22 protein-coding genes and 2 pseudogenes are annotated in these 25,539 nt (G+C 51.8%); 11 read left to right on the top strand and 13 right to left on the bottom strand.

Going from position 1 to position 25,539, the window contains the following annotated elements:
• Positions 1-370 precede the first annotated feature (370 nt).
• From HV157_RS05055 to HV157_RS05045, 3 genes are all read left to right on the top strand, one after another.
• The gene (locus HV157_RS05055) at positions 371-655 is read left to right on the top strand and encodes a DUF3892 domain-containing protein (RefSeq protein WP_032667201.1); all 285 of its coding nucleotides are present in this window, start codon (positions 371-373) and stop codon (positions 653-655) included.
• 199 nt (positions 656-854) lie between these two features.
• Positions 855-1,106: a hypothetical protein gene (locus HV157_RS05050; protein WP_049842670.1), complete on the top strand. Its 252-nt coding sequence runs from the start codon at positions 855-857 to the stop codon at positions 1,104-1,106.
• On the top strand, positions 1,103-1,456 hold the full coding sequence (locus tag HV157_RS05045) for a conjugal transfer protein TraD (RefSeq protein WP_116325673.1): 354 nt from the start codon (positions 1,103-1,105) through the stop codon (positions 1,454-1,456). Before HV157_RS05050 ends, HV157_RS05045 begins: the two co-directional genes overlap by 4 nt.
• Positions 1,457-1,583: 127 nt before the next feature.
• On the opposite strand, the gene HV157_RS05040 is transcribed toward HV157_RS05045, so the two are convergent.
• Positions 1,584-1,982, bottom strand: a complete 399-nt coding sequence (locus HV157_RS05040; RefSeq protein ID WP_100280108.1) for an H-NS family nucleoid-associated regulatory protein — start codon at positions 1,980-1,982, stop codon at positions 1,584-1,586.
• 182 nt (positions 1,983-2,164) lie between these two features.
• Between HV157_RS05040 and pilV the strand changes: the two genes are divergently transcribed.
• On the top strand, positions 2,165-3,568 hold the full coding sequence (gene pilV, locus HV157_RS05035) for a shufflon system plasmid conjugative transfer pilus tip adhesin PilV (RefSeq protein ID WP_071992631.1): 1,404 nt from the start codon (positions 2,165-2,167) through the stop codon (positions 3,566-3,568).
• A 157-nt stretch (positions 3,569-3,725) separates the two neighbouring features.
• Here the strand turns inward: pilV and HV157_RS05030 are convergent, their stop codons facing one another.
• The 6 genes from HV157_RS05030 to hpxO all read right to left on the bottom strand — a co-directional run bounded on the left by HV157_RS05030 (position 3,726) and on the right by hpxO (position 13,406).
• Entirely contained in the window at positions 3,726-6,686 is a 2,961-nt protein-coding gene (locus tag HV157_RS05030) for a DEAD/DEAH box helicase family protein (protein ID WP_116325671.1), read from the bottom strand.
• Between the two features lie 9 nt (positions 6,687-6,695).
• On the bottom strand, positions 6,696-8,597 hold the full coding sequence (locus HV157_RS05025) for a site-specific DNA-methyltransferase (protein ID WP_116325669.1): 1,902 nt from the start codon (positions 8,595-8,597) through the stop codon (positions 6,696-6,698).
• A gap of 179 nt (positions 8,598-8,776) precedes the next feature.
• Positions 8,777-10,015, bottom strand: coding sequence for a site-specific integrase (locus tag HV157_RS05020; protein ID WP_116325667.1), 1,239 nt, complete (start codon positions 10,013-10,015; stop codon positions 8,777-8,779).
• Between the two features lie 221 nt (positions 10,016-10,236).
• Complete coding sequence (locus tag HV157_RS05015; RefSeq protein ID WP_182268435.1) at positions 10,237-11,187, bottom strand: PDR/VanB family oxidoreductase; 951 nt, start codon at positions 11,185-11,187, stop codon at positions 10,237-10,239.
• Between the two features lie 12 nt (positions 11,188-11,199).
• On the bottom strand, positions 11,200-12,234 hold the full coding sequence (gene hpxD / locus HV157_RS05010; protein WP_032677828.1) for a molybdenum cofactor-independent xanthine hydroxylase subunit HpxD: 1,035 nt from the start codon (positions 12,232-12,234) through the stop codon (positions 11,200-11,202).
• Positions 12,235-12,251: 17 nt separating this feature from the next.
• Positions 12,252-13,406, bottom strand: coding sequence for an FAD-dependent urate hydroxylase HpxO (gene hpxO, locus HV157_RS05005; protein ID WP_040017096.1), 1,155 nt, complete (start codon positions 13,404-13,406; stop codon positions 12,252-12,254).
• Between the two features lie 242 nt (positions 13,407-13,648).
• Here hpxO and uraD point away from each other — a divergent pair, with 242 nt between their 5' ends.
• Both uraD and uraH read left to right on the top strand, forming a co-directional pair.
• Complete coding sequence (gene uraD, locus HV157_RS05000; protein WP_182268436.1) at positions 13,649-14,149, top strand: 2-oxo-4-hydroxy-4-carboxy-5-ureidoimidazoline decarboxylase; 501 nt, start codon at positions 13,649-13,651, stop codon at positions 14,147-14,149.
• Positions 14,146-14,469 carry a hydroxyisourate hydrolase gene (gene uraH / locus HV157_RS04995; RefSeq protein WP_014169459.1) on the top strand — a complete coding sequence of 108 codons (324 nt, stop codon included), beginning with the start codon at positions 14,146-14,148 and terminating at the stop codon, positions 14,467-14,469. Before uraD ends, uraH begins: the two co-directional genes overlap by 4 nt.
• On the opposite strand, the gene guaD is transcribed toward uraH, so the two are convergent.
• Together guaD and HV157_RS04985 are read right to left on the bottom strand one after the other, a co-directional pair.
• On the bottom strand, positions 14,449-15,768 hold the full coding sequence (guaD, locus tag HV157_RS04990) for a guanine deaminase (protein ID WP_182268437.1): 1,320 nt from the start codon (positions 15,766-15,768) through the stop codon (positions 14,449-14,451). The two genes, uraH and guaD, sit on opposite strands and share 21 nt — an antisense overlap.
• Positions 15,769-15,867: 99 nt before the next feature.
• Positions 15,868-17,364, bottom strand: coding sequence for an NCS1 family nucleobase:cation symporter-1 (locus HV157_RS04985; RefSeq protein ID WP_047744277.1), 1,497 nt, complete (start codon positions 17,362-17,364; stop codon positions 15,868-15,870).
• Between the two features lie 144 nt (positions 17,365-17,508).
• Between HV157_RS04985 and HV157_RS04980 the strand changes: the two genes are divergently transcribed.
• From HV157_RS04980 to puuE, 3 genes and pseudogenes are all read left to right on the top strand, one after another.
• A complete protein-coding gene (locus HV157_RS04980; protein ID WP_020884746.1) occupies positions 17,509-18,225 on the top strand; it encodes a GntR family transcriptional regulator in 717 nt (238 codons plus the stop codon).
• Positions 18,225-19,099 (top strand): annotated as a pseudogene (hpxA, locus tag HV157_RS04975) (allantoin racemase). The gene HV157_RS04980 and the pseudogene hpxA overlap by 1 nt, the downstream one beginning before the upstream one ends.
• A pseudogene (gene puuE / locus HV157_RS04970) lies at positions 19,005-19,916 on the top strand (allantoinase PuuE); the annotation flags it as partial. The pseudogenes hpxA and puuE, both read left to right, overlap by 95 nt.
• Positions 19,917-20,008: 92 nt before the next feature.
• Here the strand turns inward: puuE and hpxZ are convergent.
• Genes hpxZ through hpxW form a run of 4 tightly spaced genes read right to left on the bottom strand, consistent with a single transcriptional unit; the run spans position 20,009 to position 23,568 of the window.
• Complete coding sequence (gene hpxZ, locus HV157_RS04965; RefSeq protein ID WP_032677834.1) at positions 20,009-20,395, bottom strand: oxalurate catabolism protein HpxZ; 387 nt, start codon at positions 20,393-20,395, stop codon at positions 20,009-20,011.
• Positions 20,392-21,789, bottom strand: a complete 1,398-nt coding sequence (locus HV157_RS04960; protein WP_182378402.1) for an AtzE family amidohydrolase — start codon at positions 21,787-21,789, stop codon at positions 20,392-20,394. The genes hpxZ and HV157_RS04960 overlap by 4 nt, the downstream gene beginning before the upstream one ends.
• On the bottom strand, positions 21,786-21,974 hold the full coding sequence (gene hpxX / locus HV157_RS04955; protein ID WP_014169467.1) for an oxalurate catabolism protein HpxX: 189 nt from the start codon (positions 21,972-21,974) through the stop codon (positions 21,786-21,788). The genes HV157_RS04960 and hpxX overlap by 4 nt, the downstream gene beginning before the upstream one ends.
• Before the next feature lie 10 nt (positions 21,975-21,984).
• On the bottom strand, positions 21,985-23,568 hold the full coding sequence (hpxW, locus tag HV157_RS04950; protein WP_182268439.1) for an oxamate amidohydrolase: 1,584 nt from the start codon (positions 23,566-23,568) through the stop codon (positions 21,985-21,987).
• Between the two features lie 153 nt (positions 23,569-23,721).
• On the opposite strand from hpxW, the gene hpxU reads away from it, so the two are divergent.
• Both hpxU and HV157_RS04940 read left to right on the top strand, forming a co-directional pair.
• On the top strand, positions 23,722-24,561 hold the full coding sequence (gene hpxU / locus HV157_RS04945) for a MurR/RpiR family transcriptional regulator HpxU (RefSeq protein WP_020884740.1): 840 nt from the start codon (positions 23,722-23,724) through the stop codon (positions 24,559-24,561).
• Positions 24,562-24,753: 192 nt separating this feature from the next.
• Entirely contained in the window at positions 24,754-25,536 is a 783-nt protein-coding gene (locus HV157_RS04940) for a transporter substrate-binding domain-containing protein (RefSeq protein WP_020884739.1), read from the top strand.
• Positions 25,537-25,539 lie beyond the last annotated feature (3 nt).

Below are 25,539 nucleotides of genomic sequence, written 5' to 3'. Positions count from 1 at the left end.
AAGAGTGTTAATTTATCCCGCCGTAAGGCGGGAAAAACTAAAACATAAATAAAATAGTTAAATTTAGAGATGACTTCTCCGTTATATAATTAACAGGTGAGGTTTAAAAACTAGGGTGAAAAACCGAAAGGTGAAATGAAAATCATATATAAACAAAAATAAGTAACGCGGAGAGTATCAGATATTTTAAGTTAGTAGTTGCTATCACTTGTGTTGCATAAATTACAAAGTGCGCGATTCAGGTTCTTGTTGACTGGAAATCGTGAGGATATGGCCTAAACTCAGTCTGCATCATTTCTTAAAGCAGTTTGATGCATTGGGAATGATGATCAGTTTATTAATTACATACAGCAATTATAATGAGGATAAAATGTCCGAACATCAAGTGTTATGTATCAATAAAAGCAATCGCCAGAGTGCTCATGAAAGGATAACTCATATTGGCGGTAAGAATGCTGATGGCACCAGATGGAAGCTCACACAGCAAGAGGCTATAAGCGGAATAGAATCTGGGAAATGGAGATTTTATGTTAATGCAGGAGGACATTCAGTGTGGGTGATTGTTGCTGTTAGCGCTTCTGGTAACAAATACTTAAAAACACAAAATGATGGCGAACAGCCTAATAACCTTTTGAGTCTTCCTGAGTGCGCATAAGTGTTAAAGAAAGGGCCTTTTGGCCCTTTCTTACTATTTACTGCGCTTACCATGATTACTTCTGAATGTAGTTAGTTATAGAGATAATTTTAAAGTCCATTAAAAGACTTGAAGATATATAAAAATAATTTTTGTATACTATTGATTAATTTATTAATTATGCTAATTGGTGTTAAGGAAATAAAGGCAAGGAGGTTTTATGTATAAAAATAACGATGAAGCCATCGATCTTGAAGCAAAAAGATTACTTGATAATGGAATCTATACCGATCTGGAAAAAGCGTATAGTGAAGCAGAAAAGATAATCACAGAAATAAGAGTTGAGTTTAAAAAGAAACAGGAAAAGAAACAGTTCCGTTCCCGGATTAAATCAATCAAACGAGCACTTTCAGATGATGAGTTCAGAAGTAATATTCCTTATAATCATAGGCATCAGTGGAGAAAAGAATGAGTGATGATGAAATAAAAAATACCTATCTAACTGGCAATGTTTTTCAGAGTGATAGAAGTAGGCCTGAAATTAAGAAAACACTTGAGCAAAAAATAGCAGGAGCACAAAATAAGCTCAATTATCTTAAAGCAAAAGAAAAGAGGGATAACAAAAAAGAAAATACACGACAAAAAATAATTCTCGGTGCAGAGGTTGCCAAGGTTTTAAACTGTGATATAAATGAGGTAGATAAACAATTACTCTTTGGAATGTTGTTAGAAGTTCCATCTTTACATACACACGATATCGAACAGTATAAAGTAAATGGACAAATCTATATTGAAAGAGTTCTCAAAAAATTCAGACCATAAAATCATTTCACGTCCGAACAGCTCTCCGGCTTAAAACTTGTTTTAGGCTGGGGAGCTGTTGACCAAGCCTCAGAGGGCGCGGTAGTCAATTTTTACTGCCTTCCGTGGCAATAAATCACACCCCATTTCAGATGGCGAAATCTTCCAAAGTTTTACCACCTTCCAGTGAAGCAGCAATCGCTTTTGGTGTACGACCCTGACCTGTCCATGTCTTTTCATCACCATTTTCATCAATGTATTTGTATTTAGCAGGACGAGGAGCACGAACAGCAGCCGGACGGGAAGATTTAGGATTAGCCAGCAGCTCTGATGGGTCAATACCATCTTCAAGCAGTTGTGCACGAAGCGCTTCAATTTTGGCCTGACGTTCAGCATTTTGTTGCAGTGCAAGTGATTCTTCTTGGCGTCGCTCTTCAACAATAGCAGTTAATTTTTCCAGCATCTCTTCTAAAGTAGCCAGATCTGTTTCTCGTGCCTGTGCGCGAAGGGTTCGGATGTTATTAAGTGTTTTAATAGCGTCAGTCATTATCTTTTATCCTGAATGTTTAAGGTCATGAGCAGGATAACATACAAAAGACGATAATGGATAAAATTACCCCGCCTAAAATTTATTGTTAAGTCTTTTTTATGGATTATATCTTAACCAACCTTGACCTCTTTTTTATTTTTGTTAATTGATATGTACGTGAAACAAAAAGGACGATGAAAATGAAAAAACAAAATAAAAAAGGGTTCTCATTACTTGAACTCATTTTGGTGCTGGGTGTTGGTAGTATGATGGCTTTTATGCGTTTTCAGGATATGAAAACTGAACAAGAAAATGTTATGGCTAAGGCTGTTGGTCAACAGATGAAGCAGATAGGTGAGGCGGTAAATGGCTATATCAATATCAGATATGACAAGCTTTCTACACTGACGTCAAGCAGTAGTCAGTCAAGCGATCCGGGTCCCCGTACCTGTAATGGTTCAGGTTGTGAAATCACTTATCAGACACTCATTAATGAAGGGTTATTGCCAGTATCATATACCGGGGTAAATGCCCAGAAATCTTCTTATAAGATAATGTTAAAACGTTCAGGAGCTACTCCTAACTATGTGGTTAATGGCTTAATCACAACAACTTTACCTTGGAGTGAAAGCGGAAAACTTCGCTACGATTTATTAGGTAAAGCTATGCAGGAAGCGGGTATTGACAGTGGCATGACAAGAACAACATCAAATGCTTTCGGTTATGGTGGTCAATGGTCTGAAACCTCTGCTAATTTCAATAATATTACCTCCGCTGGACAGTTGGCTTTCCGTGTTGGGTTTAATAGTGCATTATATTCTGTTTATTTAAGACGAGATGGAACACTGCCAATGACAGGAAACCTTAACATGGGTGGTCAAAGTGTCTATAATGCTCAGGATATAACAGCAGCAGGAACGACAACAACAGGAATATTAGAAACTAATACTGCTACCGTTGGAGCAACATTAAACGTAGCAGGAGTTACTACATTAGCCTCTGATCTTAATGTATCAGGAAACGGACAAGTCAATGGGAACTTAAATTCTAACAAAACCCTATCAGGCGCAACTGTAACGTCTCGTTCTGAAACCTATACTCAAAACTGGTTTAGAACATTAGGAGATGGAGGAATTTATTTCCAAAAGTATGGTGGTGGTTGGAATATGGGAGATACAGCTACAATAAATGCGTATGGCGGTAAAAATGTCCAAACATCCGCTGGTTTCTATGGTGGATATATAAAATCAACAGGAAATATTGATGCTAATGGCAGAGTAAATGCTGGTGAATTTATTTATATAAATGGACAAGCGAATGTAGGATGGGGATGTTCACCTAATGGATTACAGGGAAGAACGCCAGAAGGGGCTATTTTATCTTGTGTTAATGGTGTGTGGAAAAGTAGTTCTGCAAGAATTGAGAGAACTCAATTTTTAGTTTCTAGTGGTAGTAATTATGGAGATATTTGTCAATCCAACATTAATAGTAATGGAATGGCAGCACAAGGTTGGGTCGCAAGTGGGTCTGATGCTTGTACTGAGGACGGGAATAATTGTTCAGTGGACAATGTTAGATGTTTTGCAATAAGAATTGTAAATTAAGAGATTAACTCTTACTTACTATAATTGAAAGAGTTTTGATAACAGGTCTCGACCTGAGCATGAAATAATCACTCACCACTATCTGGGGGTAAGGGCACGGAAATCGAGTTGGTTTAATTCAAAAAATAAAAAGAAAGGGCCGCTTGGCCCCCTTCTTTTATATGCTGCTCACAACCTCATTTAGATTGGTAGAGCGCATGTATCTAGCAGGATTAATCAACTGATCTTTGAGTGACATAAAATGCGCATTGCCACAAGTTATTTTTGCATCTTCTTCATTACCAAGACCAACGTGTTTGCTTTTTGTCTCAACAACAAAGTAAATATGGTCTTCACCATTGTCTTCAATAACCAAAGCCCAGTCAGGATTGTAAGTTCCTAGTGGTGTCGGGATTTTAAACCAACCGGGAAGCTTTACATAAAGCTTAACTTCATCCTGTTCTTCGAGTTCCTGAGCGAAACGGCTTTCGACTTCAGAATCTTTAGGAACATATTCGTAAACGCACTTAAATGAGGTTTCGAAAAGATTACGGGCATATCCTGTTAGCTCTTTATCAATAAAGAGACTTTGCGCATACACCTCTCCTTTTAGTGGATAATATTTAATACCGTCAACAATTGACAGGCGTTTGCAATAGTTGATTCGACTTATAGCTTCACTGATAAACTGCTGTGGGTTTTTAGCAAAATCAACGAGTCTTCCACTTTCTTTCAGGATGGTGCTTAAACTGCGTCTTGTCAGTCCGGTTTTTTCCTGTAGAACACCAAGAATATCTGGCAGCGGTTGTTCAGCAACATCAATAACAGCGCTTGTTGTCCCATTAGACTGTGCCTTAACATCAAGACCTGACTGGCTTTGTTTGATTGTTGCTTTGCTGAAACTGACCATCGCTTTTGCTACAGGCTGCATTTCAGAAAGTGATTTCGTACAGGATTTAATCAATTCGTTTTCGTCAAATGCCAGTCGGTACAGTGTTTTTTGACAAATTCGCTGCCATAACGCTTCGAATTCCGGGCTGTTTAAGACTTCTTTCCGGTATTTGATTGTTTTGCGCTCATCAGCATTGTTTATATTGAGTCGCCCTGCTGATTTACGCAGGATAGTTTCAATTTGTTCCTGTAGTGAGGCATACTTCTCACTAACAACAAAAGTGTCTTCGAATAACACTTCTTTCAGGGCTTTTGTGATTTTCCCCGATTTTTCCAGATAACCTTCGGTCTGTAGTTCAGACCAAATCTCATGTGAACCGGCGATACCCACAACTTGTGAGGAATCAGAGAAGATCAGATGGGCAAACGCATCTTTTTCGATGATACCAAAACGGATGCCTGTTTCGTTCTCAATTTCGCTCTGTAGTCGTTCGGCATAGGCTTCATAATTTTCACTGGCAACGACAGTCAGAATGTTAATGCTTTCATCACGAACACGTTCACCCTCTTGGTTAACACACAGGCGAAGACCACGTCCTAATGTTTGACGACGTTCTCGTTCACTTCCCATCTCTCGGAGGCTACAGATCTGGAATACATTGGGGTTATCCCAGCCTTCTTTCAAAGCAGAGTGTGAAAAAATAAATCTCACCGGATTCGAGAAACTTAAAAGCTTCTCTTTATTTTTCATGATAAGGTTATAACCACGCTCCGCATTTTCGCGACCTGCATTATTGCTTTCGCTTGTTTCAGCCCACGCACCTTTTTTATCAATGGAGAAATAACCATCATGAACGTCTTTAGCATGTTCTGGATGAGAAGGGAGTAAATCTTTATAAGCGGGGCTTTTGATTGCTTTAAGATATTCTTCTTCAAAGATACGGGCATATTCACCCGGTTCACGAAGCCCTTCATCATTAGTCTGGCGATAGAAATCAACCTTATCAATGAAAAACAGGGTGAGAACCTTGATTTGCTGAGTATTCAGGCGAAGTTCTTTATCCAGATGTTCACGGATTGTACGTCTAATCATATGGCGCTGGATGAGCATCGGGTCAATATCACCTACGACATCACCTACTTTCATATAATATGTATTAGAAGGCGTTTCCAGTGTAAGATAGCCTTCTTTGCCCGTGCGGATCTCGCTTATCCGGTATCCCTGATAAATATCACGTCCTGTTTCGTCATCAAGTGTCATACCGTCATACACTGTAATCTCAGAACGATTTACGCTCCCTTTTTTATCGGCTATATCAACAATAACAGTCGCGTTAATGTTATTTTTATTACTGTTAATACTGACCAGTTTTACATAGGGGCTGTTGCTTGCATTCTGGACTTCAAGCCCGGCAACTTCGATCTGTTTGACCAGCTTCTGATTGTAAGCATCAATGGCATCGAGACGATAGACCATATGATGTTTATGCACATGTGTCGCTGAATAGCGTAAGGTGAACATGGGATGCATTGCATCAAGTGCGGTTTTACCCGCACCGTTTAAACCACCATCAACACTTTGCGGTTCGTCTACAATAATAATTGGACGTGTGGCACGTATCAGATCAATTGGCTTATCCATATCGTCAACGGTCGTTTTTTCACTGGACTGATAGAGCTTATTAACGTCTTTTTTGTTAATTGCACCAACCGTCATTACCATGATCTGCATAACAGAGCTGGTTGCAAAATTTCTCACATCCGCAGGTTTTGCCGAGTCATACAGATAGTATTCGTATGGAACTCCCGCATAAAGGCTTTTGAAATGCTCTTCAGTGATTTGTAGTGTTTTATACACGCCTTCCTTGATGGCAACGGAAGGAACAACAATAATAAATTTACTCATGCCGTAGCGTTTGTTCAACTCAAGCATGGTGCGAAGATAAACATACGTTTTACCTGTCCCTGTTTCCATCTCGACAGTAAAATCATGGCTGTCGAGCATAGGTGAGGGAGGAAGCTGATTTTTCAACTGAACATTGTTTAAGTTTTTTAGCAGAACATCATCTTCGGGTATTTGTGGATTTACAGGCATTGAACCTGTTGCGCCTTCAAATGAGAGAGCACCCTGAGCTGGGGCCAGCACAGTCATTTCGCTCTCCCACTTCTCCTGTCCCACAAACAAATCACAGACCGAAGTTATGGCGTTTTGCTGATAGGTAAGGTCAGATTCAAAATGTAGTTTCATCTCATTCCCTTACAGGCTGTGCAAGTTTGTCAGGCCATGCTGTTCCAGAATGGCGCAAAGATTTGTTTTAGCAACGTTATTTTCAAATGCGTCATCAAGGAAATAGCAGACAGTATCTTTGCCAGCCTTCAAGCTTTTATGCCAGTCAAGGATCCCCTTAGTCAGTCCTTCAACTGAAGAGGCTGGGATTTGACTGGCAAAGCAGGTAAATAATTTGCCACCTTCGACGCTAGAAACTGTTAATCCATCAAACTGACGGGTTTCAATGTTTACATTCAGGTCAATGCCACGTTTGAGCATCAACTCTGTGAGTAAATCTTCTTCACTACGTCCTTCGAGGATTGGGCTTACATAGGCATCAAGCTGTTCTGAAAGTGTTTCAGCCGTCGCTTCCCACGGTCGGATGTTGGATGTATCAAGTTTGAACACACGAAAACCGGTATCTCCATTCCAGTCTGGATTAATTGCTTTAACCTTATTACCTGCACGGCGGAGGCGTTCTTTCGTTAATTCAGATAGATACAATGGCTTATCAAGCTCTTCGCAGAAGTAGATTGCAGAAAGATCTTCCTTATTGCTTTTAGATAGTGTTTCAGGGAGTTGAACCAGAATGAACTTTCTATCTTGTTTATCCGTCTCGTTCAATTCGTACACTGCTTGCCCCGTAGTACCACTTCCAGCAAAAAAATCCATGATAATATCATTTTCTTTGGTCGCTATTTGTATAATCCGCTGTAGCAACCTTACGGGTTTTGGATTAGGAAATGGTGAACGTGTGCTATCAAATAGTTCTGCTAACTGTTTTGTACCTTCATCTGTATGCCCAACATGCTCAAATCCCCAAAGAGTTTGTGGAGGAATAGTGTCTCTCACCTCTGAGCGAAATCTTTTTAGTCGAGGCTTGTTATTACCATCTTCGCCAAACCATATTCTGTTATCAGAAATTAACTCTTCAATTTTATCCTTGTTAAATCTCCAACTACTACCAGCGGGAGGATAATGTTCCATCCCCGAGGGGGATGTGATACCAAAAACTGCATAATCTCTGACTTCAGTTCTGAGAAGATTATCTGAAGCCCATACACCCCTAGGGTCATTATCTAAATTCTTGTATGTTGATTCTTGTTGCTTACTTCTTGGTAAACCGAGTATTTTTGATTGGTCTGATTTTTTGTAGCAAAGAATATAGTCATGTGACTCTGAAAAGTTTTTTGAATCTGCTTTTGTGCTATATTTTTTTTGCCAAATGACATTGGCAACAAAATTTTCTTGCCCAAAAATATCATCGCACATTAATTTCAAGTTATTAACTTCATTGTCATCAATGCTTAAAAATATAAACCCATCCTCTTTGAGAAGATTTCTTGCAAGTTTAATACGTGGATACATCATATTCAACCAGTCTGTGTGATAACGCCCACTGGTTTCTGTATTTGTGCTTAAACGTGCTCCGTCTTCTGTCTGCCCAGTAATTTCAAGATAATTTTTCATATTATCTTGGAAGTTATCAGGATAAACAAAATCTTTACCAGTATTGTAAGGTGGATCGATATAAATAAGCTTAACTTTTCCGGCATAACTTTTTTGAAGAAGCTTCAATACTTCAAGGTTATCACCTTCAATCATTAGGTTTTTGGTGTTATCCCAATCAACACTTTCACCTTTACATGGACGTAAGGTGCCACGGGAAGGGGTGAGAGCAAGCTGGCGAGCCTGACGTTTACCATGCCAGTTCAGACCATAGCGTTCTTCTTTTTCGTCTACATTTTCACCCAAAAGCTGCTTCAAAACATCAAAATCAATGCTTCCTTCATTAAATGCTTCGGGAAACAAAGAGTTAAGTTTGCTAATATTATCTTCCGTTATATTCATTGATTGTAGTTCTGTCATATCAGAAGTTAGTTTGTTCATAAAAAGTATCCGTCCTGAAGTCACGGGGAATCGGTGCCCGAAATTGGTAAACATTCTACGTTATGAATGAATACTCATCAACCAGTGATGGCTATTCAAACATATTTAAAACAAAGGGTTACATGTTGTTATGTGACGTGTTATCAAGAGGTTAGCAATCAATTTTTAATCTATTACCATTACAGATCTGGACGCTTGTTGCTCATACAATACTCCGTCCAATCCTCCATCAACGCCACCCGCTTAGGCCACAGGGTGCCACGTTGATACGCAGCCTCAGCCTTATCAGCTAACTGGTGAGCTAACGCATGTTCAATGACCTCACGTTGATGGTCTGTGGTTTCGCCTGCCCAATCACGAAAGGTTGAACGGAAGCCGTGCTGTGTTAAGCCACTATGTTCCATTCGTTTCAATACAGCCAGCAATGACATATCTGATAGCTGTCCTCCACGCGGGGCAGGAAAAACAAGGTTATTGTCCTTGAAGCGTGGTAAACCCTTTAACAGGGCAATGGCAGCATCAGGCAGCGGAACCCTATGCTCTTTGCTGGCTTTCATTCTGCTGGCAGGGATGGTCCACGTTTTGTTCTTCAGATCTATTTCTGACCATTCAGCGCCACGGACTTCACCAGAGCGCGAAACTGTAAGTATTGAAAACTCAAGTGCTCGCGCTGAAATGCCTACTCGTTTACGTAATTCGGTCATGAACGAGCCGATCTCGCTGTAGGGTAATGCAGCATGATGTTTTTGGGTCTGAACTTTGCTTGGCATTGGCAGGAGGGGCTTAAGCATACCTTTCCATGAAGCAGGGTTATCGCCCTCAAAGTATTCTTTCGCTTTTGCGTAATCAATGATCGCTTCAATGCGACCACGCAGACGGCTGGCAGTTTCGTTTTTTGTTAACCAGATTGGTTCAAGTATCGCTAATAGGTCAGTCTTTGTAATCTCAGCGATGGGTTTTTGACCAATAACAGGATAAGCATACGTTTCCAGCGTGGACCGCCATTGGGCAATGTGTTTCTGGTTCTTTAGCTCTTTGGTCTTAATTGCGATAACGTCTTCAGCACAGCTAGCAAAGGATTTGTTCTTGTGGGCCAGACGTTCCTGATGCGCTTTATGGGCGTGCTTTTCTGCAAGAGGGTCAATACCATTACGGATTTGTTTACGCAGCTCACGAGCTTTGTCACGCGCTTCCGCTAATGAAACTTCAGGGTAGGGGCCAAGACCCATGTTTAAACGTCTCGGAACGGTTCTTCCTAGAGCATTTACTCTTACCCCCATAGCAACGCAAAGCACCCATGAACGGGACTGGCCTCTGTTTCGAAGATACAGGCCGTCAACGCCACCGACGGCAAAAGAGCCTTCTTTTTTTAACTTAGCAACTGCTAGTCCGGTGAGTTCTTTTGCTTTTTTCGGCATAGTTAATCCTGTCATACAAACCGCCATGCATAAGGTACTGCATAAAATGTCAGATTTTTTCGGATGTAGCAAGACGTCCTCGAACAATCAATTTTGACAACATATTGTTTATTAATGGTAAAAACGGACTATTTCTGGCATTCTCGGACATTAATTTGGCGGACTACGCTTCCGCCAAATCCGAAAACCCTGCGATAGCAATATCGCAGGTTTTTTTCGTTCTACAACCCAATCACCAGTTCCCCTGTATGGCTTCGCGAGCAGCACAGCGCCACCTGCTGGTCTGCCGCGCTTTTCTCCGCCTCCGACTGCACGCTATCCCGGTGATCCACTACGCCGTCGATAACCGGCGTCAGACAGGCGCCGCAAATCCCCATTTCACAGGAGAGCGGTACCGCCACGCCGTTTTCCAGCAGCACCTGCGCGATAGTTTTGTCCGCCGGCACTGGCCAGCGCTCGCCGGTTGATGCCAGCTTGACTGTAAAAATCTCGCCCGTTTCATTACAGTCGGCGGGCATAACGGGCTGGAATGCTTCGCTGTGAAGATTGCTCTCCGCCCAGCCTCTCGTGAAGGCGACCTGATACACTTTCTCCATAAAACCTGCCGGCCCGCAGAGCCAGGCGTGGAAACCGGGCGCGGGCGTGGGCATGTGCTCTGCCAGCGCAGTGCGCGGGCTGATGGTATGGATGACACACTCGCCGTGTTTAAATTGCCTAAGTTCACGTGCAAACGCCGCGTTGCCATACTCTTTAACGTAATAGTGCAGCGTAAACGGGGTGCCGAAAGCCTCCAGCTGCCGGGCCATTGCATACAAGGGCGTTATGCCTATCCCTGCCGCCAGCAGCAAGAAGCGTTCAGCCTCGTGCAGCGCAAACAGATTGCGCGGTGAGGAGATAAGCAGTTTCTGCCCCGGACGTAGCGTCTCGTGAACATAGCGTGACCCGCCGCGCGAGGCGGCTTCACGTCCTACGCAAATAAGATAGCTCTCGCTGTCGCTTGCTCCGGTCAGCGAATACTGGCGAACCAGCCCGCAGGGCAGATGCACGTCAATGTGCGCCCCGGGCTGCCAGCCCGGCAGGGCTTCACCGCATTCTGACACCAGCCTGATGGCGAGACTCTTATCCCCCTCGCGCCAGAGACCGTCGACAATAACGCTCAACATTTCGCTCATCACGTTCCTCCGTCACACCAGGAAAAACTCGCCGAAGCCCATCTTTTTCAGCCCCCGGCGGTAGGCAATCGAGCTTTTATCCGCAGGGATGTGGGCTTCCAGAGTCAGATCCAGCGGCAGGCTTTCCGGGCGCTGCGTCTCAACCATCAGGCGGTCTTCTTCAAAAATACGCAAATTGAAGGCGTGCACTTCCTCTACCGGAATATGCAGGTCAAAGTTGCGCGCGATAGGGGCGAACATGCGGGTTACCCGTGAAGAGACGGGCGAGGCGGCGTTCATGATCACCAGCCTGGCTTCCCCCGGAAAATGGATTGTCAGCGTGGCGGTAAACGGCAGATGCATTTCAAAATGACGCAGCCACTGGAAGCCTTCCGGGGCCTGGACATCGGAGCTGGCGGGGTAGTTGCTCACCGAGCTCCAGTAATCGGCAACAAAGCCAAACGGCGTCTCCTGGGGCTGATAATGGGGTACCAGCGGATTATTGGGGTCAGCAAAGGTGTCAGTGTGGATCCAGGCAAAATGCGCCACGTCCAGAAAGCCTTCCACCTGGCGGCCGGCGAAGCCATTCACTTCAAACGCCGGGCAGTTGATCTGCTGAAATCCGTCGTTATCCCAGTGCGGCATGGTGGGCAGCGGCATTGGGTTATCGGGATCAAACGCCAGGCAGGTCCAGATCAACCCAAAGCGCTCCTCCACGGCATAGTTAATCAGGTTAAGCTTCGCGGGAACCGGCTGGTCAGGGCTGGACGGAATGCGGTTGCAGCGTCCATCTTCACCAAAGCGTAAGCCATGATAAGGGCAGATTATCCCGTGTTCATCGTGAAAGCCCAGCGTCAGCGGTACGCCGCGGTGCGGGCAAACGTCCCGGGCGACCACAACCTGGTCTTTGACGCGGTAGATAACCAGTTGTTCGTCGAGCAGAGTGGCTTTGACCGGTGCCGCGCCGATGTCGCAGGCGCGAGCAACCGGATGCCAGCATTTTGCCAGACGCAGCCAGTCCTCTGGCTCAAACGTACAATGGGCGGGTGGAGTCGGTTGTATTTTCATGGTTGTCCCTCTCGCGTTCAGCCTAAAGGCCCGGCCTGAATGGTGTCGCACAGACCGTTAATGATGCGCTCTCCGGTCTCCTCTTTGAGCTCCTGGTACCAGGCCCGGGTCAATGCCATGTCTTTGCCATGCGTGATATCACAGCGTTTACGGGCCTTAAGCACCAGGTCGCGGACCCGGTCACAGCGCAGCGCTTCGTACTGCCGCAACGCCAGTGCGATGTTGTGGTTCTCGCGCAGGCAGTCACCCAGCACCACGGCGTCCTCCATCGCCGCGCATCCGCCCTGGCCGATATCCGGCGTGGTGCTGTGCGCGGCATCGCCAAGAAGCGCCACGTTGCCGCGCACCAGGGTGTCGAACGGTTCAATGTCGTGGATTTCGATACGGTTTGTGGTCTCGGGATCCAGCGCGGCGATGAGCTTCTGTACCGGTGGCGCCCAGCCGCGGAAATAGCCCGTGAGATCGGCGCGAAGGGTAGTGCGATCTTCCGCCAGCCCGAGGGGGAGCGGAACATCAAAAAAGAAATAGAAGCGTCCGCCGGCGACGGGCATCAGCGAAACGCGCTTGCCCTCGCCGACGAAGGTGGTCCACTGGTGCGCAGGGGCAATCTCTTCATCAATCTTCACCAGCCCGTTCCAGTTGACGTAACCGGCGTAGCGGCGCTCGGGCGTATAGCCCAGCACGTACGGGCGAACCGCGGAGTGACTGCCATCGGCGGCAATCAGGAAATCCCCCGTCGCGGTAGTACCGTCGGTGAAGGTGACGGTGACGCCAGCCGCGTCCTCACGGACGCTTTCAACGCGTTTGCCGAACTGAACGTTCTCGTGCCCCCAGAAGTTCAGCATTTCGCGCTGCAGTTCCGTACGCGACACGGGGCAGGGGCGACCGCCCGTGCGCTCGACCAGCGGGGCAAGGCTAAAGCGGGTGAGGGTATCGCCGCGCCGGTGATCCTTATAGGCCATAAAGCGCATAGGGCCGCCGTAGGTCTCGATGATGTCGCCCATCCCGAGGTGCTGCATGCATTTCACCCCATTGGGCCAGATGGAGATGGCCGCACCGACGGGCTTCATCTCTTTCACGGCCTCAAACACGGTACAGTCGATTCCCGCCTTCTTCAGCGCTACAGCGGCGCTCAGGCCGCCAATGCCCGCGCCAATAACGATTGCTCTCATCCTTCTCTCCTTTTGCAGGGTGTAAAAAGGGAAGAGCAATTTGCGTACCAGGCTGCAGAGTGGCGAGAAGCGCGTTGTATGGGGTGGTTTTGCACTGCTAAGGTGCGCAAACGCGGTGAGAATGCCTTTTTATGAATCAATAATTTCCTGTTGTGCGATCCGGAATCGACTGTTTCATGGGGGATGGCAAGAGTGGCGTAGTTTGTGCAAAGCGAGAAAACGACGATATGACGGGAGTGAGTATGATTGCATTGCAAACTTTTAATCAACTGAGCCACGAAGAGGCGCTCGCGCATTTGCAGCCCTGCGTGGCGTTGCCCGACTGGGCCGATGCGCTGGTGCAGGGGCGGCCCTATTTACACCGCAAAGCACTGTTCGACGCCGCCCGGGCGCTGACACAAAACTGGGATGAAACGGCGCTTACGCAGGCTCTGAATGCGCACCCGCGAATTGGTGAGAAACCGACGGGCGCCCGGGCGGAGGCGATGCTTTCGCGCCAGGAGCAGGGTGCCGTCGACAACCGCGACAGGCAGCTGGCACAGGCACTGCAGGAAGGGAACGCTCGCTACGAGGCCCGTTTTGGACGCGTGTTTTTGATCCGCGCGAAAGGCCGTAGCGGTGAGGAGATTTTACGCGCCCTGAACGCCCGGCTGGAAAACAGCGATGCGCAGGAGGTACAGGCCGCACTGGAACAGCTGCGGGAAATTACGCTGCTTCGGCTGGAAGGAGTCATTGACGAATGAGTACGTTAAGCACGCATATTCTTGATATTTCAACGGGAAAGCCTGCGCAGGGCGTAAGGGTTTATCTTGAGCAGGACGGCGTCGTATTGGCCACTGCTTTCACTAACGCCCAAGGGCGCATCACCGCGTTTATTCCTTTCCTGCCTGCAGGACGTTACCGGCTGGTGGCCGAGATAGGGGCTTGGTTCACCGAAACCGGCCGCGACACGCTTTACCCCTGCGCACAGATCGATTTTGTGACGGGAGAAACGGCAGACGAGCACTTCCACCTGCCGTTTGTGATTGCGCCGGGCGGGTGGTCAACCTACCGCGGCAGTTGACCACACCTGCACACCGTTGACCCAGGTCTCGCTAATATTGCGCTCGTCGCCCAGGGTCATCAGCACAAACAGCTGCTCATAAATGTCCTGACAGCGCCGGTTACGCAGGCGCTGTAGCGGCGTAACGGCCGGGTCGATGACGATAAAATCGGCCTCTTTGCCGGGGGCGAAATTGCCAATCTTATCGTCCAGCCTCAGGGCGTGAGCGCCGCCCAGCGTGGCGTGATAAAACGCTTCGCTGGCGCGCAGGCGGTAGCTCTGCAGCTGACCCACCTTGTACGCCTCCCCGAGGGTGCGCAGCATGCTGAAGGTGGTTCCGGCACCCACATCGGTGCCAATGCCCATACGTACCTGGTGTTGCCAGCAGGCGGGTAAGCGGAACAGTCCGCTGCCAAGAAACAGGTTCGAGGTGGGGCAAAATGCCACTGCCGAGCCGGTATCGTGCAGACAGCGCCACTCGCTCTCATGGAGATGGATCCCATGGGCAAACACGCTGCGTTCGCCGGTCAGCCCGTAATGATGATACACATCCAGATAACGTTCATGTTCCGGCCACAGATCGCTTACCCAGGCCACTTCATTTGGGTTTTCGCTCAGATGGGTCTGCATCCACGTGTCGGGAAACTCCTCTCTGAGCAGGCTGACCGCGGCCAGCAGTTCCGGTGAGGAGGTCGGGGCAAAGCGTGGCGTAATGGCGTAGCCCAACCGTCCACGGTGGTGCCAGCGCTGGATCAACTCGCGCGTCTGCCGGTAGCTCTCTTTCGCGGTTTCACTCAGGTAGTCAGGCGTGTGGCGGTCCATCATCACCTTGCCGGCGATAAGGCGCATGTTAAGGCGCAGGGCCTCGGTGAACAGCGCCTCGACCGATTCAGGATGCAGCGTACAAAACACCAGCGCGGTGGTGGTGCCGTGGCTGACCAGTTGGTTGATGAAAAACGCCGCAATCTCTTTCGCATAGGCCTCATCGGCAAACTGGCTTTCTACCGGGAACGTGTAGGTGGTCAGCCACTCCAGCAGCTGCTCACCAAAAGCGCCAATCATCTCCGTCTGCGGGTAATGGACGTGGGTATCGACAAAACCCGGGAGCAGCAGTTTGCCGCGCAGATCGGTGTACCCTTTATAGGGATCAAGATACTGCTCGCCCTCCTGCCAGGCCATCTGGGCCAGAATTTTGCCGTTATGAATGAACAACAGCCCGTCTTCAAGGTAGCGCGCCTGTTGGGCGATAACGTCTGCACTGTCGCAGACCTGGTCAATATCAAAAAATGCACCGCGGATCGCAGTCTGGTAGTCCATCATGATTCCTGCCTTAGTGTTTGCGTAGCGGGGTGATGAGACTGAGCAAAAACGGTGCCAGAATGAAAAAGGCCGCAGAGGAACTGCGGCCCGGAGGAAGGGTTACTCTTTTTGCGTTGCCACGTGGGGGCTGAACGACGAGGCGCCTGCCGCTTCACGCTCTTCCCGCGCCAGCCAGCGGTAGGTGACCCCGCCCAGGAAGACGCCGATAAACCAGCTAAAGTTTGCCACTTCATGCAGGGAGGGAATAAAGCTTATCACCAGTCCAACGGCAACGGATGGTACCAGCGCGCCGATGGCTTTCGGGTTGAAACCGTTGCGATACCAGTATTTGCCTTTTGGCGTGTCATCAAACAGATCGTCTACGGAGACCTTGCCGCGCTTAATCAGGTAAAAATCGGCAATCAGAATCCCGAACAGCGGGCCAATAAATGCCCCGAGCACGTCAAGAGTGTAGTGGATAAGCTCCGGCGAGTTAAACAGGTTCCACGGGGTTAACAGGATAGAGCCGACGGCGGCGATCATCCCCCCGGTGCGGAAGCTGATTTTTTGCGGTGAACAGTTAGAGAAATCAAACGCCGGGGAGACGAAGTTCGCCACGATGTTGATCCCGATGGTGGCGGTGATCATGGTCAGCAAGCCAATGGCCACGGCCAGATCGTTGCCCACACGGCTGACGGTTTCAATCGGGTCAGTGATCATGCGGCCAAACAGCGATTGCGTACCCGACACAATCACCACGGTAACGATGGAGAACAGCAGGAAGTTAAACGGCAGACCCCAGCGGTTACCGCGGCGGATCTCTCCCATGCTTTTACCGTAGCGGGAGAAGTCACCAAAATTGAGCAGCGGGCCGGAGAAGTAAGAGACCACCAGCGCCGTGGCGGTGATCATCTGCCAGGTCTGCTCACCGGCGCTCAGGGATTTGCTGGCGAGGGTAAAGGAGATGCCGTCAAAACCGGTCTTGTATACAATCCATCCCGCCAGCGCCAGCATCACTACGTAGACCGCCGGACCGGCGATATCAATAAAGCGCTTAATGGCGCTCATGCCGTGCCAGAAGACCATCGCCTGCAGCACCCACATGATAGCGAAACAGATCCAGCCAAGATGCGACAGGCCCAGAAACGAACCGGTGGTGAGCGTCGCGAGTGAAGGCCAGAACTTAAGCGCCACCAGCATCAGCGCGTTGGCGGCCAGGTAGGTCTGAATGCCGTACCACGCGAAAGCAATCAGCCCGCGGATCACCGCCGGAATATTGGCCCCGAAAACGCCAAATGCCTGACGGCAAATCACCGCGTAGGGTACGCCTGCCATCTGACTCGGTTTCGCCACCAGGTTGGCGCACAACTGCACAATGCAAATCCCTATCAGCAGGCAGAGCAAGACCTGCCAGCTTGCCAGCCCGAGCGTAAAGAAGCTCGCGGCAACAACATAACCCCCCATGCTGTGGACGTCCGACATCCAGAAAGAAAAGATGTTGTACCAGCTCCAGTTCTGGTCACGCGTCGGTGCCAGATCCTCATTGCAAAGCCGTGGGCTGTAAACCGCACCGGAATCAGCGGCCGTACCGTGCTGCGCGTTTTGTCTGTTTGGCATGAAACCTGCTCCTGTGAATGAAAACCCGTTAAGTGGGAGTGCAGACGGTGTTGCAGGATCCAGGCCAAAATAATAAATCTTGTATGCAATATTTTATTTTTATGTATACGATTCGATAGCGAAAAGTAAAAATCGGAGTGGTTAATGAACAACATAAACAGCCTGCAGACCGCGCCAGACCTGCATGACAAAGATGAATCTATCTTTCAGGCGCTGATGACCGCGATAGTCGAACATCAGTTGCTCCCGGGAAGTAAATTGCCTGAAGAGGCGCTGGCTGAGGTCTTCGGCGTGAGCCGCACCGGTATTCGCAAGGTGCTGCAACGACTCGCCGCTGTGCAAATGGTCACCTTAACGCCCAAACGTGGTGCACACGTGGCCAGCCCGACGGTAGAAGAAGCGCAGCAGATCTTCCGCACGCGCGCGCTGCTTGAGGTGGCTAACCTGCCGGACGTGCTGGCCCACTGTCAGCCGCCGCATCTGGCTGCACTGGAAGGGATTATTCGCCAGGAGCAGCAGGCGCACGAAGCGTATGACGGCCCCGCCGCAATCCGCCACTCCGCCAATTTCCATATTCAGCTTCAGGCCATTTCAGGCAATCAGGTGCTGACAGAGATGGTGACCGGACTGAGCCAGCGGTCGTCGCTGGTGATCGCAGCCTGGGGCGCGCCGTGGCGTCAGGGCTGCCGCTGCAATGACCACGAGCAACTGGTGGAACTCTTGCGCCAGAAGGCGCTCCAGCCCCTGAGTGAGGCCTTAATGCACCATTTTGAACATATTGTCGCCAGTCTCTGTTTCGAACGGGCCGGTGAGTGCCTGCCTGATTTTGCCCGGCTGTTCGCCAGCCACAAGGAGTCGTAATGTCGTCTGTTTGTATACAAGTGATTAACCCCAACACCAGCCTCGCGATGACGGAAACCATCGGCGCCGCAGCCCGCGCGGTAGCAGCACCGGGAACGGAGATCCTCGCTGTCTGCCCGAGCGCAGGTGTGCCCTCGATAGAAGGTCATTTTGATGAGGCCATCGCCGCCGTGGGCGTTCTCGAACAGATAAAACGCGGACGGCAACAGGGCGTGGATGGACACGTGATTGCCTGCTTTGGTGACCCCGGCCTGCTGGCGGCGCGCGAGCTGGCGCAGGGGCCGGTCATCGGTATCGCAGAAGCTGCGATGCATATGGCCACGCTGGTGGCAACACGCTTTTCCGTTGTGACCACGCTGCCGCGCACGCGGATTATCGCCCGCCATCTTTTGCACCAGTATGGTTTCCAGGACCACTGTGCAGCCCTGCATGCCATCGATCTGCCGGTGCTGGCACTGGAAGACGGTAGCGGCCTGGCTCAGGAGAAGGTGCGCGCGCGCTGCATCCAGGCGCTGAAAGAAGATGGCTGCGGCGCGATTGTGCTCGGCTGCGGTGGAATGGCGACGCTGGCGCAGGAGCTGACGCGTGAGCTGCACGTGCCGGTGATCGACGGCGTCAGTGCGGCGGTGAAAATGGTCGAGTCGCTGGTGGCGCTGGGGCTGTCAACCAGCAAGCACGGTGACCTGGCTTTCCCGGAGAAAAAAGCGTTGAGCGGACACTTTCAGGCACTGAATCCATTTTAATTGAGGGGGGTGATAATGGCGCTTTTTAACGAAGATTATCCGCGGGACTTACGCGGCTATGCAGGCAAGCCGCCGCACGCGCAGTGGCCGAACCAGGCGCGCATCGCCGTGCAGTTTGTACTCAATTATGAAGAAGGGGCGGAAAACCACGTGCTGCACGGTGATGCCGGCTCAGAACAATTCCTCTCGGACATCATCGGTGCGGCCAGTTATCCGGACAGACACATGTCGATGGACTCTCTCTATGAATACGGCAGCCGCGCCGGGTTCTGGCGGATCCATAACGAATTCTGCAAGCGTGGCCTGCCGCTGACGGTCTTTGGCGTGGCAATGGCGCTGGCGCGACATCCCGATATCGTCGACGCCATCAAAGCGGCTGATTACGACGTGGTTAGCCACGGCTGGCGCTGGATCCACTATCAAAGTATGGATATCAACCAGGAACGCGAGCACCTGCACAAGGCGGTGCATGTCCTGACTGACCTGTTTGGCAAACCGCCTGCCGGCTGGTACACCGGGCGTGACAGCCCAAACACCCGTCAGCTGGTAGTGGAGCATGGGGGCTTTGACTATGACAGCGACTACTATGGCGATGATTTACCGTTCTGGACGCAAGTGGCGTGCAGCGACGGCACGCGCAAACCCCACCTGATTGTGCCGTATACGCTGGATGCTAACGACATGCGCTTCGCGACCGCGCAGGGGTTCAACACCGCCGAGCAGTTTTATACCTACCTGAAAGACAGCTTTGACGTGTTGTACGAAGAAGGGGAACGTGCGCCGAAGATGATGTCCATCGGCATGCATTGCCGTCTGCTGGGGCGTCCGGGGCGTTTTCGTGCACTCCAGCGGTTCCTCGATTACCTTGCGCAGCACGATCGGGTATGGGTCTGTACCCGCCAGCAGATAGCCGATCACTGGCGTGAAGTGCACCCGTTTCAACAATAACGGTCCAGCAGTGCGCCGGGGGGCGGTGACGCCTGTCCCGGCCTGCTGCTTATCTGATGGGAAAAGAAGCAGGCTGGGCAGGGTTATTAACATTACGCCATCACGCTCACCTGCGCCGCCACAATCCGCCAGCCGTAAGGGAAGCGTACCCATGTCTGCTGCTGGCGACCAATCCGCTCCGTTCCTTCGCGGGTGAATTCGGTGCTACACACGGCGTAATCTTCTCCGAAGGTGGTGATTACCGTATGGCGCAACGTCCTTTGCAGACCCGCGGACGGGCGCGCCGCCCGAAAGGCGCGGATTTCCTCAATGCCGTACAGGTTTTCGCCCGCACCGAGACGCACCGTGTTTTTGTCGTGCCAGAACAGCTCATCCAGCACCGGAATGTTGTTGCTTACCAGCGCGTCTTCATAGCGGTAAAAGGCTGCGGTCACTTCTGCAACGACCCACGGAAGGTTAATGTCATCGTGATTTATCATGGTGCCATCTCCGCCGGCCGGGCATCGGTTATTCCGCTTGCTTCCAGCACCCGCGCCACGCGCAGGCAGGCTTGCTCGTTAAACGGTGCGGCGATCAACTGCAGGCCAACAGGTGCGCCCTGAGCGGTGCGCAGCGGGACGGTGGTAACGGGTAAACCTAAAAACGAAATCGGCTGCGTCAGCATGCCCATGCTGGCGCGAACCGGTAACGGCTGGCCGTTGATCTCCATAATCTCTTCGCCAATCCGCGTTGCACTGCGCGGCGTGGCCGGGGCGATCAGCACGTCGGCCTGCGCAAACAACGCTTTAAACGCCTGTCGGGCCTGCGTGCGAAAACGCTGGCCCTGAATATACCAGGCAGAAGGGATCATCGCGCCGGCCAGCAGTCGTTCGCGCGAATGGGGTTCAAAACGCCCGGGCTCGCGGCGAAGCGCGGGCAGGTACTGATTTCCGCCTTCCGAGGCGCTGATGATAAACGCCGCGGAGCGGGCCAGCTCGGCATCAGGGAATTGCAACGTTTCCTGCACGTCGAGGGCTTTTGCCACCCGCGCTACGGCGTCCCGCGTGTCGCTGTCGCACCAGGTACTGAAATAGCCGCCGAGCACCGCGCAGCGCAAACCATCCAGACCGCGGTCGAGCAGGGGCCGGGTCTGCTCCCGGGAGCTCTCCGCCTGAAATCCGTCGCTGGTATCCCGACCCTGCAGTGCATCGTACACCGACGCCAGATCGCTCACGCGACGGGCAAACGGCCCGATGTGATCCAGACTGGCGACAAACGGATGGCTGCCGGCGCGTGACAGACGACCAAAAGTGGGCTTAAGACCGTATATTCCGCACAGGGAGGCCGGTACGCGAATCGACCCGTTGGTGTCGGTACCGAGCGAAAAATGAACCAGTCCGGCAGCGACCGCGGCGGCAGAGCCGCCGGACGATCCTCCGGCAATGCGCGTCACATCGTGCGGGTTACGCGTTGCGCCGTAGTAACTGTTTTCCGTCGTAAAGCCGTAGGCGTAGGCATCCATGTTGACCATCCCCGACAATAAGCCTCCGGCACTGCGCAGCTGGCGTACCGCAAAGCTGTCAGCGGTGGCGGGGGGGCGCTGGCTGAACAGCTCTGCACCGGCAAGGGTCGTATGCCCGGCGACGTCGAACAGGTTTTTCACCGCGTAGGGAATGCCCGCCAGCGGCGGCAGAGGGCGTTTCTCCCGACGCAGGGTGTCGATATTCTCGGCTTCGGCCAGCATGCGTTCTTCCGTGACGGTGGTCCAGGCGTTGATATGGGGATTGATGCGCGTAATGGCTTCCAGGGTCTGGCGGGCGATGTCATGGGCGCTCAGGTCGCCTGCACTCAGCGCCTGCTGGATCTCACTGATACTCATCTCGTGTAGCGTCATGCTTTGTATACTCCTGCGATCTCCAGACGGTCATCAAGCGGCAGCGCCATCAGCGGGGCGGCCATCGCCGCGATACGGCAGAACTGCACATAGAGTTCTGCCCGGCGGGCGTCATCCAGCTCAACGCCCAGCACGGACTCCATTTGCGCCAGATAGGCATGCCAGTCAGGTTGTGTGGTATTCATCAGTCTCTCCTTAAAATCCGGCGGTGGCGCCGTTGCTGCGCGGGTCAAATGCCCCTTCAAACAGCCCGTTGGGATGACGAACAATCGCACCCGCGTGGCCCATGGCTTCGCTGAAGGCTGGGAAGCACTCCACGTCGTGGCCCAGCGCCTGCAGGCGCGTGACGGTCTGCGGCGTAAAGCGGCCTTCCACCTTCAGGGTGTCGGACGTCTGTCCCCAGGTGCGCCCCAGTAACCAGCGCGGGCGGGCGATGCTCTCCTGCAACGGTACCCCCTGCACCACATAGCGGGTAAACAGGGTGGCCTGAGTTTGCGGCTGGCCGTCACCGCCCATCGAGCCGTAGACCATGACGCGTCCGTCATGCAGACGCGCGGCTGCCGGGTTCAGGGTGTGGAACGGTTGTTTTCCTGGCGCAAGCGCCAGCAGGTGACGGGGATTGAGGCTGAATGAGGCTCCCCGGTTTTGCCAGACGATGCCGGTATCAGGCAGGACCACGCCGCTGCCGAACTCGTGATAAATGCTCTGGATAAACGACACGGCAAGACCGCTGTTATCCATCACCCCCATCCAGACCGTATCACCAGGGCCTTTGCCGCAGCCCCACGGTGCGGCCTGGTTATCATCGACCTGGTCGGCGAGGGCGGCCAGTGCGGCAGGATCCAGCAGACTCTGGATATCGGTTTTCAGCTCGCGCGGGTCGGTGATATGGGCATCGCGCAGACCAAACGCCAGCTTGGTGGCCTCTACAATGCGGTGAACGGTGGTCGCTTCGTCAGCATCGGCCATGGACAGGCGGTCGGTTATCCCGAGGATCGCCAGCGACACCAGCCCCTGCGTTGGCGGCGCGAGGTTCCACACTTCACCCTGCTGATGCTGTAATTTCAGCGGCGTGGTGCGCCGGGCGACATGCGCGTTTAGGTCAGCCAGGGTGATGGGCAGCCCCAGCGTTGCCATGCCCCGGGCCAGACGCTCCGCCAGCGGGCCGCGATAAAAACTGTCCAGACCGTCTTCTGCGAGGTGCGAGAGCGTGGAGGCCAGCGCCGGTTGATAAAACCGGCTGCCAACCTGCGGCGGTTTGCCGTCAGCCAGCCAGGTCTCCGCGAAGCCGGGCAGGTCCTTCAGTTCATCCAGCTTACTGGCCGTGGCGGCGGCCTGAGACGCGGTCACCGGCGTGCCGTTTCGGGCATAGTCAATGGCGTCTGCCAGCAGGCGATTCAGGGGAAGAGCGGTGCCCGTCAGCGTGCGCGAAACCTTCAGCGCTTCGTCCCAGCCGCTCACCGTTCCCGCCACGGTCAGCGCCGCGCGAGGCCCGCGATGGGGGATCTGAGAGACATCGTCATAGGCGGCAAGCGTCGCCAGTGAGCCTGCTGCGCCGCTGGCGTCAATGGCGACCGGTTCGCCGTCAGGCGGCACGATAAGCCAGAAACCGTCCCCACCGAGACCGTTCATGTGCGGGTAAACCACGGCAATGGTTGCGGCGGCGGCGACCATTGCCTCAATCGCGCTACCGCCTTCGCGCAGAATGGCCAGGGCGCTCTGGCTGGCAAGATGGTGGGGCGCCACGGCCATTCCGTGTACGGAGACATTACTTTGCATGGAGAGTCCTCATAACCCAAAAGTCACAAGGTGCTGCAAAAGCTGTTCCAGTTATGAATGAAAAGTTTCACGTCAGTCGTAACATAACGTTTTAAGAAGCTGGCATGCTTAATGAAAGGTATAGTGAGGTGAAACAAAAGTTACAGAGGCTTTATGGAACAGCTTGATGAACGTCTGAAAGCGCAATACGCGTCGTTGTCACCGCAGGAGCAACGGGTGGCTGATTTTATTTTTGATCATTTCGACGACCTCATTAGTTATAACAGCGCCGAGCTGGCGCAGCTGAGCGGGGTGTCGAAAGCCACGGTGAGCCGTCTGTTTAAGCGTCTGGGCTATGAGAAGTATAAAGAGATGCGCGACGAACTGCGCACGCTGCGCCAGAGCGGCATGCCGCTGACCGATAACCGCGATGCGGTGCAGGGCAACACTCTGCTGGCGCGGCATTATAAGCAGGAGATGGCAAACCTCACCCAGTGGGTCAACGCTCTGGATGCTCAGCAGTTTGCCGAGGCCATGGCCTCAATGGTGAAGGCACGGCGGATTGTGATTATCGGGATGCGCAACGCCTATCCGGCGGCGCTGCACCTGCGCCAGCAGCTGTTGCAGGCGCGCGGGCAGGTGCTGCTGCTGCCGCAGCCGGGGCAGAGCCTGAGCGAGGAACTGGTCGATTTAACGCCCGACGATCTGGTGATTATGATGGCATTTCGCCGTCGCCCGCGGATCGTTCGGCCGCTGTTGCAGCAGCTTCAGCACAGCGGTATTCCGGTTCTGCTGATGTGTGAGCCGCAGGCGCACAGCCTGTTTCCGCTGACCAGCTGGCAGCTCTGCGCCCCGCTGGACAGCGTCTCGGCGTACGACAGCTACTCGTCGGTCAACAGTCTGATCAACCTGCTGGCTAACGCCTTCCTGCATGAAATCCTCGATAAAGGCCGTCCCCGGATCCACGATATCGCCTCCCTGTATCAGCAGCTGGACGAACTGGAACAGCGATAATGGGGCATCAGGCTGGTGCTTTGCATTAAAATGGTGCAGAAAAGCGGGGCGGAAAAGGGAGGTCTTTTCCGCCCCGCTCTCGTTTTATCAGGCCTTCAGAGAAAATTTCCCGTTTCGCTTCATCTGGCACATTAGTTGCAAAATCCAATTCAAAGAATCTTTTGTTTCATGTTAACGTTACGGGGAAGCACCATGAAAAAGTTATTGATTGCACTGACCGGGGCCGTCTGTCTGTTTGCAAACCTGCCAGCAAAAGCTGACCAGCTGCAGGATATTGAGAAACGCGGCACTCTTCGTATCGCCGTCCCGCAGGATTTTCCTCCGTTTGGTTCGGTCGGGACCGATCTCCAGCCGCAGGGCTACGACATTGACATGGCGCGCTATCTGGCAAAACAGATGAAGCTCAAGCTGCAGCTGGTGCCGGTGACCAGTGCCAACCGCGTGCCGTATCTGCAAACCGATAAGGTGGATCTGGTGATCTCAAGCCTCGGTAAAAACGCCGAGCGTGAAAAGGTGATCGATTTTAGCCGTGCCTATGCGCCGTTCTTCCTCGGCGTGTTCGGCCCGAAAGGGGCTGAGCTGAAAGATGCTGCTCAACTGAGTGGAAAAACCATTGGCGTGACGCGCGGCGCGGTGGAGGACATGGTGCTGACCAGCCTTGCGCCGAAAGATGCAGACGTCAAACGCTACGAAGACAATAACACCACGCTGTCGGCTTACCTGTCCGGTCAGGTCCAGTACGTGGCGACAGGTAATCTGGTCGTGGCGGCGATTTCCCGCCAGAACGCCGCCAAAGCCCCGGTTCCGAGCTTTATGCTGAAGGACTCGCCGTGCTTTATCGGGCTGAAGAAAAACGAACCGGCGCTGAAAGCGAAAGTTGATGCGGTGATCGAGCAGGGAATTAAAGACGGCACCCTGAATAGCCTCTCTGAGCAGTGGCTGAAAGCGCCGTTGCCGGCAAGCCTGGGCGTGTAAGGC

The organism is Enterobacter sp. RHBSTW-00318 (assembly GCF_014101375.1).
Taxonomy (GTDB): Bacteria; Pseudomonadota; Gammaproteobacteria; order Enterobacterales; family Enterobacteriaceae; genus Enterobacter; species Enterobacter ludwigii.
The sequence above is the reverse complement of the archived record's forward strand: the minus strand, read 5'-3'. Positions and strand labels throughout refer to the sequence as shown.

What these genes read in the sequence shown, in the direction of transcription:
- HV157_RS05055 (WP_032667201.1), top strand. Translation starts at nt 371, where the DNA reads ATGTCCGAACATCAAGTGTTATGTATCAATAAAAGCAATCGCCAGAGT.
- HV157_RS05050 (WP_049842670.1), top strand. Translation starts at nt 855, where the DNA reads ATGTATAAAAATAACGATGAAGCCATCGATCTTGAAGCAAAAAGATTA.
- HV157_RS05045 (WP_116325673.1), top strand. Translation starts at nt 1,103, where the DNA reads ATGAGTGATGATGAAATAAAAAATACCTATCTAACTGGCAATGTTTTT.
- HV157_RS05040 (WP_100280108.1), bottom strand. Translation starts at nt 1,982, where the DNA reads ATGACTGACGCTATTAAAACACTTAATAACATCCGAACCCTTCGCGCA.
- pilV (WP_071992631.1), top strand. Translation starts at nt 2,165, where the DNA reads ATGAAAAAACAAAATAAAAAAGGGTTCTCATTACTTGAACTCATTTTG.
- HV157_RS05030 (WP_116325671.1), bottom strand. Translation starts at nt 6,686, where the DNA reads ATGAAACTACATTTTGAATCTGACCTTACCTATCAGCAAAACGCCATA.
- HV157_RS05025 (WP_116325669.1), bottom strand. Translation starts at nt 8,597, where the DNA reads ATGAACAAACTAACTTCTGATATGACAGAACTACAATCAATGAATATA.
- HV157_RS05020 (WP_116325667.1), bottom strand. Translation starts at nt 10,015, where the DNA reads ATGCCGAAAAAAGCAAAAGAACTCACCGGACTAGCAGTTGCTAAGTTA.
- HV157_RS05015 (WP_182268435.1), bottom strand. Translation starts at nt 11,187, where the DNA reads ATGAGCGAAATGTTGAGCGTTATTGTCGACGGTCTCTGGCGCGAGGGG.
- hpxD (WP_032677828.1), bottom strand. Translation starts at nt 12,234, where the DNA reads ATGAAAATACAACCGACTCCACCCGCCCATTGTACGTTTGAGCCAGAG.
- hpxO (WP_040017096.1), bottom strand. Translation starts at nt 13,406, where the DNA reads ATGAGAGCAATCGTTATTGGCGCGGGCATTGGCGGCCTGAGCGCCGCT.
- uraD (WP_182268436.1), top strand. Translation starts at nt 13,649, where the DNA reads ATGATTGCATTGCAAACTTTTAATCAACTGAGCCACGAAGAGGCGCTC.
- uraH (WP_014169459.1), top strand. Translation starts at nt 14,146, where the DNA reads ATGAGTACGTTAAGCACGCATATTCTTGATATTTCAACGGGAAAGCCT.
- guaD (WP_182268437.1), bottom strand. Translation starts at nt 15,768, where the DNA reads ATGATGGACTACCAGACTGCGATCCGCGGTGCATTTTTTGATATTGAC.
- HV157_RS04985 (WP_047744277.1), bottom strand. Translation starts at nt 17,364, where the DNA reads ATGCCAAACAGACAAAACGCGCAGCACGGTACGGCCGCTGATTCCGGT.
- HV157_RS04980 (WP_020884746.1), top strand. Translation starts at nt 17,509, where the DNA reads ATGAACAACATAAACAGCCTGCAGACCGCGCCAGACCTGCATGACAAA.
- hpxZ (WP_032677834.1), bottom strand. Translation starts at nt 20,395, where the DNA reads ATGATAAATCACGATGACATTAACCTTCCGTGGGTCGTTGCAGAAGTG.
- HV157_RS04960 (WP_182378402.1), bottom strand. Translation starts at nt 21,789, where the DNA reads ATGACGCTACACGAGATGAGTATCAGTGAGATCCAGCAGGCGCTGAGT.
- hpxX (WP_014169467.1), bottom strand. Translation starts at nt 21,974, where the DNA reads ATGAATACCACACAACCTGACTGGCATGCCTATCTGGCGCAAATGGAG.
- hpxW (WP_182268439.1), bottom strand. Translation starts at nt 23,568, where the DNA reads ATGCAAAGTAATGTCTCCGTACACGGAATGGCCGTGGCGCCCCACCAT.
- hpxU (WP_020884740.1), top strand. Translation starts at nt 23,722, where the DNA reads ATGGAACAGCTTGATGAACGTCTGAAAGCGCAATACGCGTCGTTGTCA.
- HV157_RS04940 (WP_020884739.1), top strand. Translation starts at nt 24,754, where the DNA reads ATGAAAAAGTTATTGATTGCACTGACCGGGGCCGTCTGTCTGTTTGCA.